We start from the raw sequence: 10,967 nt of genomic DNA on the forward strand, positions 1-10,967 counted from the left end.
GCAGAGCCTGCACTAGATATAACGCAAGCTCGTATAAATAAATATCACCGAACTGCTCCGCTGGAAAAATCTTTAAACCTAGGATTGGGCTATCCGTATGCATCTTTAAAATACTGGTGTTTTGAAATAAAGGCTGCATACGAAGATGGTATCAGAGTTTATGGCGGCAGATTATATTTCCCGCAGTGTTATAAGACAGATTCAAAATTATCTTTGTATGCGGGCGCGGAATATGATTTAGTTGAGTTTGATACAGAAGAAATAAAAGGAGAGGGGACAGTGTTTTTGCCGTTTATTGGCGGGAACTACCGAGCGAATAAAGATATTTCCATATCTGTGGACATCGGCCCGGGATATATAAATTTGGTTGATTCTGAATATTCGGATATTGCGGCCGAGGGTTGGGAGTGGATAATTAATATTGGTATTTGGATACCTTTGAGTAGTTTATGAAATACAGAAAAATTATACTCATCTTGATTGGCATTGCCTTATATGGGTTAACGCAGTATGTCGATGCAAAAGGGATTAGCTTCGGTGTTCCCTCTGCTGTAAGAAAAAAAACAAAACAATTAAAAGAAAAAATAATAGAATCAGGAATAGTAATAATTGGAGTAGATGGTGGAATAATTGAAGAGTCTAATAATTATAAAGTAGAAATACCGGCAGGAGCTTTATCCGAAGAAGCTCGGATTAAAGTTGAGGTTCCGTCACTAACTAATCTCCCGGAATTCTCTAAAGTCCCAGACAATATTAGAAATATTGCAAAAATTATTCACATAGATTCATCCGTAACAGAATTTAATAAACCGATTAAAATTACAATTTACTATGATGAAACTATATTGAGTGATAATGGAATTCTAACTGCAATAGAAGAGGAAGAATTGCTCGTAGCGTATACATTTAATGAAGATTTGTCAGACTACGAAATATTAAATATTGCAAGAGTAGATACAACTAACAACTTTGTTGAAATAGAAGTAACTCATTTCAGCTGGATCGGAATAACATGGACAAAGCCTTTATATATGAAAATTGATATACCCCCGCAAAATGGCGATATTGTTTTTAGAATGACACCAAATAAGTGGATTCCAGGACATGCGGGAATATATTTTTGTGAAGATAGCAACGAGTATGTAATTGAAGCAATGCCACCCAAAGTTAGGAAAATCTCTTTTGCTGATTTTAAAAGTAATAATATTTATATGGGTTCAAGAAATAGTAAGCAAATCACTTCCCAGAGCCGCGATGAAATTGTCCAATTGGCAAATAACCTAATTGGAGAGAATTATGTGTCAACGGGTTATATAACAAAATATGGATTTTATGAACTTGCTATACCAATAGCTTCAGCTTCTCTATCAAAAGGCGGAAATGGGGAATATACATGTGTTGGCTTAACTGAATATTGTTATGAAAGCACTGGTTTGGATTTAGTTGATAATAATATAGGTGAAAATCCATATTTTTTTCCTGTCGAACAATATTATGCTACTCAGCCTAGCAATGAGGTAACAGTAAATGTAAGTGAGACAGTCAATATTCCAATTACCTTTATTCATGGCTCTAATGTTTCCAGTATTAATCTTACAGTAAAAGAAACAGATATTCCAGCAACAGAATATACTTTATCAGAAAATTCTTTTTCTTGGACTCCAAAAGCAGAACAAGCGGGTCAAGATTGGAATGTAACATTTGAAGCCACATATACTTTAGAGGTTGCGTATATTCCATTTGATAGAATAATTAATCAATCTGTAGTTATTTCTGTTAATAATGTTGATACAACAGCTCCCACAATCGCAAACGTCTCAGCAGGCAGTCTCACAACGTCGGGTGCCACAATAAACTGGAATACAAATGAATCAGCTACATCACAGGTGCAATATGGTCTGACAACCTCATACGGGACTACGTATCCAACCTCAGATTCAACCGCCGACAAGACAAGTCACAGTGTATCTATAACATCACTTTCAGCCGATAAATTGTACCATTACCGCGTCATAAGCAAAGACTCAAGCGGGAATTCTGCAACTGGTTCTGATGGAACATTTACAACAAGTGCGGTGGCAGACACAACCGCGCCAACTATTTCAAATGTCGCGGAAAGCAGTCTCACATCATCTGGAGTCGCAATAACATGGACCACCGACGAGTCAGCCACATCACAGGTTGAATACGGTCTGACAACTTCATATGGAACCACATATCCGACCTCGGATTCGAGTGCCGACAAAATCAGTCACAGCGTAGCTTTATCAGGATTAAGCGCTGAAACTTTATATCATTACCGTGTGATAAGCAAAGATTCAAGCAACAATACCGCAACAAGTTCCGACGGGACATTTATAACTAATACAACAAGCACAACAACTTCTCGCGAATTACCGGACACAGGCCAGACGACAAGTTATACGGCAACTTACGGGGAAGACCATGATTATCAGTCGCCAGCAACGCAAATGAGTTATACAGATAACGGTGATGGAACAGTAACAGATAACCTGACAGGTCTTATGTGGTTACAAGAAGGTAATTATCCGTTTAATGGAAGTAGTAGCACAGGAACATGGGAGCAAGCATTAACTTTTTGTGAAGATTTTTTTTATGCTGGTTATTCTGACTGGCGTCTGCCTAACGTAAAAGATTTGGCCAGTATTTTACTTTTGGAATTGAAGCCGTCCATAAATGCAACGTATTTTTTAAATACGGCAGGTATATATTGGACAAGCACAACGTCGCCTACGACGACTCCCTACGCAATGGCCGTGCTCTTTAATAGCGGTAGCAGGGGCACCGTGTTTCGTTACAGTAAGACCACTAACACATTTATTTGTGTTCGGCCCGTCAGAGGAGGCCAGTGATGGATGGTTCGGTTATTTGGAGATTTGGGGTATTTAGTTTTTTTAAGATGATAAAAAATATAAAACAATTATTTATAATTACAACGTTTCTTAGTGGAATTAATATCCTCTGTTATGCGGGAGAGTTGCCGGATACGGGGCAGGCAACGGGTTATGGTACCGGTGATGACGCCGATTATAATCCGGTGGCAACGCAGATGAGTTATATGGATAATAGTGACGGAACAGTAACAGATAACCTGACAGGCCTTATGTGGCTGCAGGATGCTAATTATTATAACGGAGGAGCATCCCAAACATGGGAACAAGCTCTTTCGGGGTGCGAAAGTTTCTCTTACGCTGGATATAGCGATTGGAGGCTACCGAATATGAAAGAATTGCTCAGCATTGTAAAATATGAAGGTTCCGCCCCGCTTATAAGCACAACATATTTCTTAAATAATCAGATTAATTTTTACTGGACGAGCACAACGGTGCCGGGGAACCCTACCATCGCCATTGACGTAAACTTCGATAGCGGTGAAGCTTACGGTAACGATAAGACCGATGCGTACTATGTTCGGCCCGTTCGAGGAGGCCAGTAAAAATGGGTTATTTGATTATTCTGGGAGTTTCAGGGGGGTGTTCCCCCCTGACGGGATTTTAAAATAATTTTATTTTTTTAGTCTGACACTTTTTCGGACAGAGCAAGCTCTGCCCCTACTTCCGCTACGGCGGATGCAACATTTACAAAAAAAGAGAATTCAAAAAATAGACAAAAAAGGTTTTAAGAAATATAATAAAAGTCATGGAAACTGATATGAAATTAACGCCCCTTTACGGCGAACACAAAAAGCTGGGAGCGAAATTAGCGCCTTTCGGCGGGTGGTACATGCCCATATCATACGAGGGCATTCTTGCCGAGCACAGGGCGGCACGCGAATCAGCGGCTGTATTTGATATATGCCACATGGGCGAATTTATGTTCAGGGGCGAGTCGCAGGAACTGGACAGCGCTGTCACGCAGGATGTTTCGGGCCTGGCTCCGGGCAAGAGCAGATACGGCTTCCTTCTGAATGACAAGGGCGGCATAACAGACGACCTTATAATTTTCAGATTTGATGAAAAAGAATTTATGATAGTCGTCAACGCGGCGACCTCGGGAAACGACTATGAGGCGCTGAAAAAACTTCTGCGAAAGGGTGATCTCTCGGACATCTCCGCTGAGACGGCAAAGATAGATCTGCAGGGGCCTCTCTCAAGAGATGTTTTGAAAGAAGCGCTCGAACTTGATATAGGCTTGAAATATTTTAATTTCGCTCACTTTGATATTTTCGGCGAAAAGGCTTTGGTCAGCCGCACGGGATACACGGGCGAACTGGGTTATGAGATATTCATCAATTCATCCAAAGCCGTTGACTTGTGGAACAAGCTGCTCTCTGACGGGAGGGTGAAGCCGGCGGGCCTGGGCGCCAGGGATATCCTCAGGCTCGAGATGGGATACAGCCTTTACGGCCACGACATTGACGGGGAAACCACGCCCGATGAGGCGGGGCTGGACATGTTTGTGGATTACGAAAAAGAGTTTGCCGGGAAAAAAGCGCTTCTGGCGCGGAAGGCCGCCGGGGCGGGGAAAAAGAAAATAGCTTTTAAGAGCGAAGGCCGCAGGAGCCCCCGGGCGCATTACAGGATTTTGAGCGGCGGAAAGGACATAGGGGAAGTGACGAGCGGTGTTTTCTCGCCCTCTCTTTCCTGCGGTATAGGCCTTGGTTTTATCAAAGCCGGTTCTCAGGTTGCCGGAGATATAATAATTTCGGATGGCGGAAGGGTGAAATTAAAAGCCGGGATCACGGAGACGCCGTTTTTGAAAGAGACGACGCTGAGGAACTGAAAATTTTTAGGGGGGCAAATGGATATCTATTACACAAAGGATCATGAATGGGTGAGAGTGGAAGGGCGTTCCGGCATCATGGGCATATCCGCTTACGCGGTCAAACAGCTGGGCGACATAACCTATGTGGAGCTTCCGGAAACCGGCAAGGAAATAACAAAAGGCGACGTTGTCTGCACGGTTGAATCCGTTAAAGCGGCCAGCGACATATACGCTCCCGTGACGGCGAAGATAACGGAAGTCAATTCGGCTCTGGAAAACGCTCCGGAAAAAATGAATGAATCGCCCGAGGAAGAGGGCTGGATAGCCAAACTCGAGATAAGTGACCCCGACAGCGTGAACGGACTTATGACCGGCGAAAAATACGACGAGTTTGTGAAAAGCCTGGAATAAATATCAATGTCATACTGCCAGCACAGCGATAAAGAGATAAAGGAGAATTCCTGCGTCGGCCGTCTGGATGAAACAGCTGCCGCCCGCAAACTGGAGATTAAAGATGGGGTCAAGACCTGACCCCATTGATTGGCGATTTATTGATTCAGGATTCGCCCCGGCGAAAAGCAATATGGCTTTTGACGAGGAGCTTTTCAATTCTTTTATCAATGATAATTCAGAATCCGTTTTCAGAATATACGGCTGGGAACCGAAAGCCGTCTCATTGGGTTTTTCTCAGAATATAGATGATATCGCGGACACGGAAAAATGCCGCTCGGACGGCATTGACGTGGTGAAGAGGATGACCGGCGGCGGAGCGCTCTTCCACTCCGGCGAAATAACCTACTCTATGGTTCTCTCCGGCGAGCCGTTCAGGGCTATGACGGCTGAGGAGACCTACGAGGCGACCACGGCCTTCCTGATACATTTCTACAAATCACTGGGACTGGATGCTTCCTACTGGGGAACAAAGTCTTTGTCAAAAAAGATTGACGCTTCCGGCTTTTGTCTTGCCGGCCGTGAAAAATATGATATTGTGATAAACGGTAAAAAAATAGGCGGTAACGCCCAGAAGAGACATAAGGGCGTTATATTTCAGCACGGATCCATACCGATGGATTCTTCTTTTCGTGAGGCGCGCAAATATATAAGAGGAGCGGATACAGAGGCGCTTGAGAAAAGCGTCTCTCTTTCAGAACTCGGCCTAAAGCTGTCTTTTGATGATGCGAAAGAAAAACTCCGCGAAAGTTTCGAGGATGCTTACGCCGTCAGGTTTAAAAAAAGCGGCCGTCCGTCCATACCCGGCACGTCCAGGCCGGAGGTGAAGTTGAGCCCTGCGAAATCCGCCTCTGGCGGAAGGCTGCCGGAATGGCTCAATAAAAAGGTTGATATCAGGAGTTTGACTCCCATGAAAAAAATCCTCGCCGGCAGAGGGCTGAACACTATTTGCGTGGAATCTCTCTGCCCGAATATAAGCGAGTGCTTTTCGCGCGGCCGCGCGACTTTTATGATACTTGGCGACGCCTGCACGAGGGGATGTCTTTTCTGCGGTGTCAGGGCGGCGAAACCCCTTCCTCCGGATGCGGATGAGGCCGCGAGAGTCGCCGCCGCGGTCTCCGGGCTCGGCCTGAAACATGTTGTGGTGACCAGCCCCACGAGAGATGATCTGAGCGGCGGCGGAGCGTCCTTTTTCGCGCAAGCGGTAAAAGAGTTGAGGAAGATCTCTCACTCATTGACGATAGAGCTGCTCATCCCCGATTTCGCCGGTGATGAAGAAAGCTTTTTGAAAGTCGCCGCGACGGCTCCGGACATAATAGGCCATAACATGGAAACCGTCAGGGAGCTCTACCATATAAGGAAAGGCGCGGATTATGACAGGTCGCTGAATGTTCTTGAAAGAATAGCGGCATCGGGCATAAAGGCGAAATCCGGTTTTATGCTGGGACTGGGCGAAACGGAAACATCGGTTATCGGACTTATAAAAGACATAAGGCGAAGCGGAGCCGCTTATCTGAGCATAGGGCAGTATCTTATGCCGTCAAAGAAAGCCTATCCCGTGAAGAAATATGTCCCTGCCGAAGAATTTGAATATTATAAGATCGCCGCTTATAAGGAAGGTTTCGCACATGTGGAGAGCGCCCCTTATGTGCGCAGTTCCTATATGGCGGAAAATTATTCCTCATTTTCTCCCAAAAAGCCAAATAAAAATCAGAACCGTCCCCATTTTCTCTCATTTTCTCTGAAAATTTTGCTATAAATAGAGATGTGTTTGGCATCCCGTGGATATTAACGGAGGATAATGATGAAAAAATACGATGTGATAATCATAGGCGGCGGCCCGGCGGGCTACAGGGCGGCCGAACATCTGGCGGCTTTGAAAAAGAAGGTCTGTGTCGCCGAATTTTCCGACGAGCGTATAGGAGGCACCTGTCTCAACGAGGGATGCGTGCCTGTGAAAGCCATGATAGAGTCCGCTCATCTTTTTATTAATATGCGGCGTTCAGCAGACTTCGGTATAGAGAGCGGAGAGATCAAAGCCGATATGGGCGCTGTTCGCGCCGCGGCTTCAAAAAAAATGGATTTCCTGAGGGCAGCGCTTTATTCATCTCTCAAAAGTCAGGGTATAGATTTTATATTTGGAGCGGCCTCTTTTGTCTCGGGAAATGTCATAAAAATAGATTCCCGGGAATTGGAGGCCGAATATTTTATTGTCGCCAGCGGATCTGTCCCCCGGAAACTCAGCATTGAGGGTTTCGGGCAGGCTCTGGACAGCGCTCAGATATTGGAGAAAGGTTTTTCCGGCAATAATCTTCTCATCGTCGGTGGAGGCTATATAGGATGTGAATTCGCCTTGCTTTACAGGGCTTTCGGTAAAGATGTCACCGTGCTGGAGGCGTTGCCGGACTTACTGGCGATGGAAGATGAGGATATTTCGCGCGCTCTTGAAAGAGAGTTCAAGAAACAGGGGATAGGGGTGATCAAGGGCTCGGCGCTGAAATCCCTTTCCGCTGATAAGGCCGGCGTGTCGGCCCGCATAGATCAGACCGGCCGTTCTTCAGAAGAGAAATTTGACGCTGTTCTTTCGGCGGTGGGAAGGCGCTCGCGAACGGAAGATCTGAACGCGGCCGCGGCCGGTATTGAGATTCTTCCGTCGGGGGCTATAGCTGTTGATGATTCCATGAGGACAAATGTTCACAATATCTATGCCGCGGGGGATGTCATAGAATCTCCCATGCTCGCTCACACGGCTTACAGGGAAGGCGCGGCGGCCGCCGGAGCCATAGCGGGGATCAGGGCGGAAAAAATAAATTACATCGCCGTTCCTAGGGTTGTTTTCTCATTTCCCCAGATAGGGGCGATAGGCATGACGGAGAAAGCGGCCGCATCGCGGGGGATAGAAACAAAAACACACAAGAGCTTTTTTGTCGCCAACGCCAAGGCGGTCATCGCGGGTGAAACCGAGGGTTTTCTCAAGATAATCTCATCCGTCTCTGATGGCGTTATTCTCGGGGCCGCGGTGGTAGGCGCAGATGCCTGTGAACTCATACATCTTCTCGCGCCTGCGGTTTCACGGGCTATGACAGTGAAGCACGCCGCGGAGGTGATGTACGGCCACCCGACGCTGTCGGAAATAGTTTCCGACACCCTCTCCAAAATATGAAATTCAGCGCTAACAGTATAAAGCAACCACAGCAGCCGGTATCCGTAGACGGCCGCTCAGGTATGCGCTTCGCTGCCAATTCGCTCGGAGCGCCGGGCAAAACTCCTCACTCATATGGCCCGCTCCGGATACCGCCCGCCGTGCTTGAGCTTAAGACATGAAAAAAATAAAAGTTGCCGCCGTTCAGATGAATTCAGGGCCGGATGTAAACAAAAATTTTGAGAGCATTAAAGGCTTCGTTGAGGCCTCGGCGAAACTCAAAGCCGGCCTCTTGGTTTTCCCGGAATACTGTTTTTACAGGGGCACAGCGCTTGGCCTTGCCGCAGCCGCGGAATTCGTCAGGAAGAAAGCGAATCCTGCGCTGGAGGCTCTGGCGAAAAAACATTCTCTTTGCATAGTGGCGGGTTCCGCGCCTGAAACGGCGGGGGGAAAGAATAAGTTCTACAACACATCCTTTGTGCTCAACAGCGGCGGAACAAAAGCCGGTAAATACAAAAAAATCCATCTTTTCAGGGCTCATGCGGATAGAAAGATTGACGAGAGCGGTATTTATGAGCCGGGCAAAACGATCTCCGTCTTTTCTTTTAAGGGGCACCGCATAGGTCAGGCACTGTGTTTTGACCTGAGGTTTTCCCCGCTTTTTCAGTCGCTGTCGGATAAGGGCGCGGATGCCGTTGTGATGCCTTCGGATTTTACCGCTATCACAGGTAAGGACCATTGGCAAACGCTTGTGAGGGCGAGATCCATAGAATGGCAGATTTTTATGATTTGCCCGAATCAATGGGGCAGAAGTCCATCGACGGGCGCGTTGAGTTACGGCCACTCTATTGTGACCGATCCCTGGGGGAAGATAATCGCGGAAGCCCCAGCGCGCGGAAACAGCCTGCTCATGGCGGAGCTTGATTTTGATCTTCAAAAGCAAGTCCGCCGTCGCATCCGCATGAGATAATCAATGCTGTATTTGATAAGGCCACAAAAGAAGATGAGGGGGGAGATGATGTCTAAATTATTTTGCACGGTTATGGTTTTTGCAATATTTATGTCTGCCGGCGCGAGAGCCGCACAGACCCTGAGGGATTATAAACTCCTGGCGGAAATATATGAAGAACAGGATGATTACGAAAAAGCGGAGGATGCCTACGAGAAAATATTAAAACTCTCGCCTAAAGACGTAGATAGCCGCAAGAAACTCGCGCAGCTTTACCGCCGGCAGGATAAACGCGATAAAGTCACAGAGCAGTATCTGAAGATTTTAGAACTTAATCCGGAAGAGCACGGTACGCGCCTGAACCTTGCGGAGTTTTATCAACGCGCGAATGACAAAAGAGCCGAGGCGGAATATAAGAGAGTTCTGGCAAGCAGCGCAAAAGATTGGTATATTGAACGCGCTTACAAGGGGCTCGCGGAATACTATGTTGCCAGCGGGCAATATTTGAAAGCGGTAAAGGACAATGAGAAAAAAATCAAAAAAAACGCCGGTGATGTAAACGCGCATAAATTCCTCGCCGAATTGTATAAGGCGGCGGACCATGACGAAAAAGCCGCCGAAATTTATAAACAAATCCTTGAAATTAATCCAGCGGATACAGATATAAGGTATTCGCTTGCGCAACAGTACAGAAAGCTCGGGAAAAATGATTTAGCATATAATGAGTTGAAAAAACTGACAGAGCTCGACACCGGACAAGCTTCTTATATCAGAGATTTGGCGGAAGTATGTTTTCTTCTGGGAAAAAAAGAAGAAGCGGTCTCCCTGCTGGAGAAATCTTTGTCAATCAATCCGCGTTTTTTCGGGACATATGGGTCTGCGGCAAAAATATTTTATGACAACGGAATGTATGATGAAGCGCTTAAAATTTATGAAAAGTCGCTGCAGTTTGTTGAAGATAAAGGGACGGTTCACCGGAATATTGCCGAAATTTACGAAAAATTAAACAGATATGACAAGGCGATAGCGGAATATAAAAAAGTTGTCATAGGCAAATACGACCGGTCAACCGAAGACCGTGTTTTGCTGGGAATGGCGAGAGTTTACAAGCTCGCCGGCAAAACAGAAGATGCCATCACCGTATATAAAAAAATTTTATCGTCAAATCCGGATAAATGGATCGCCTCAAACGCTCAACGGAGCCTTATTGAAATATATAAGAAAGAGGGCCGTTTGGAGGAACTCGCGGAGGAATACGAGAAAAAGCTGGAGCAGACTCCCGCTCCATGATGAGAACGGTATTCTTTAAATCGGCGGCTGTTATAATTTTTTGCACTTCCGGGCTTTTAAGTTTTAATCAACCGGAGGACAAAAGTTTTTTATATGGTTTTTTGGAACAGGTATACCGCCAGCAGAAAAATCTGCTTAAAGAAGAGAGCCTGTATAAAAAAGCCATAGCTGTTTTTCCCGATATGGAAGGGGAATACTTATATAAACTCGCGGATGTTTATGAGCGCGCGGGGGAATTTGAAAAAGCTCTTGAGCTCCTTGAGGAAATAGGGAAGAAATTTCCATCAGACGCCGTCAGCGCCAGAGCTCAATTAACAAGTGCCTGGATATATTGTCACAGATTCGGTGAATATAAAAGAGCCGCGCGTATTTACAAAAAGCTTGCGAAAAAAAATGTGCTCCCATGGCTGA

The 10,967-nt window shown here is 45.8% G+C and carries 9 protein-coding genes; all 9 read left to right on the forward strand.

The window, feature by feature from the left end; genetic code table 11:
- The first annotated feature begins 449 nt into the window (after window positions 1-449).
- A complete protein-coding gene (locus FP827_04150; GenBank protein MBA3052265.1) occupies window positions 450-2,873 on the forward strand; it encodes a DUF1566 domain-containing protein in 2,424 nt (807 codons plus the stop codon).
- Window positions 2,873-3,457, forward strand: a complete 585-nt coding sequence (locus FP827_04155) for a DUF1566 domain-containing protein (protein MBA3052266.1) — start codon at window positions 2,873-2,875, stop codon at window positions 3,455-3,457. Before FP827_04150 ends, FP827_04155 begins: the two co-directional genes overlap by 1 nt.
- Before the next feature lie 203 nt (window positions 3,458-3,660).
- Window positions 3,661-4,743 carry a glycine cleavage system aminomethyltransferase GcvT gene (gcvT, locus tag FP827_04160; GenBank protein MBA3052267.1) on the forward strand — a complete coding sequence of 361 codons (1,083 nt, stop codon included), beginning with the start codon at window positions 3,661-3,663 and terminating at the stop codon, window positions 4,741-4,743.
- Window positions 4,744-4,761: 18 nt separating this feature from the next.
- Window positions 4,762-5,136 carry a glycine cleavage system protein GcvH gene (gene gcvH, locus FP827_04165; GenBank protein ID MBA3052268.1) on the forward strand — a complete coding sequence of 125 codons (375 nt, stop codon included), beginning with the start codon at window positions 4,762-4,764 and terminating at the stop codon, window positions 5,134-5,136.
- A 67-nt stretch (window positions 5,137-5,203) separates the two neighbouring features.
- Window positions 5,204-6,934 carry a lipoyl synthase gene (locus FP827_04170; protein ID MBA3052269.1) on the forward strand — a complete coding sequence of 577 codons (1,731 nt, stop codon included), beginning with the start codon at window positions 5,204-5,206 and terminating at the stop codon, window positions 6,932-6,934.
- A gap of 42 nt (window positions 6,935-6,976) precedes the next feature.
- Window positions 6,977-8,338 (forward strand): dihydrolipoyl dehydrogenase, encoded by a 1,362-nt coding sequence (gene lpdA / locus FP827_04175; protein MBA3052270.1) that lies wholly within the window; start codon window positions 6,977-6,979, stop codon window positions 8,336-8,338.
- A 157-nt stretch (window positions 8,339-8,495) separates the two neighbouring features.
- Complete coding sequence (locus tag FP827_04180) at window positions 8,496-9,287, forward strand: hypothetical protein (GenBank protein MBA3052271.1); 792 nt, start codon at window positions 8,496-8,498, stop codon at window positions 9,285-9,287.
- 3 nt (window positions 9,288-9,290) lie between these two features.
- Window positions 9,291-10,556, forward strand: a complete 1,266-nt coding sequence (locus tag FP827_04185; protein ID MBA3052272.1) for a tetratricopeptide repeat protein — start codon at window positions 9,291-9,293, stop codon at window positions 10,554-10,556.
- A partial coding sequence (locus tag FP827_04190; GenBank protein ID MBA3052273.1) for a tetratricopeptide repeat protein occupies window positions 10,553-10,967 on the forward strand: 415 nt, incomplete at its 3' end. The genes FP827_04185 and FP827_04190, both read left to right, overlap by 4 nt.

This window comes from Candidatus Omnitrophota bacterium, assembly GCA_013791745.1.
Classification (GTDB): Bacteria; CG03; CG03; order CG03; family CG03; genus CG03.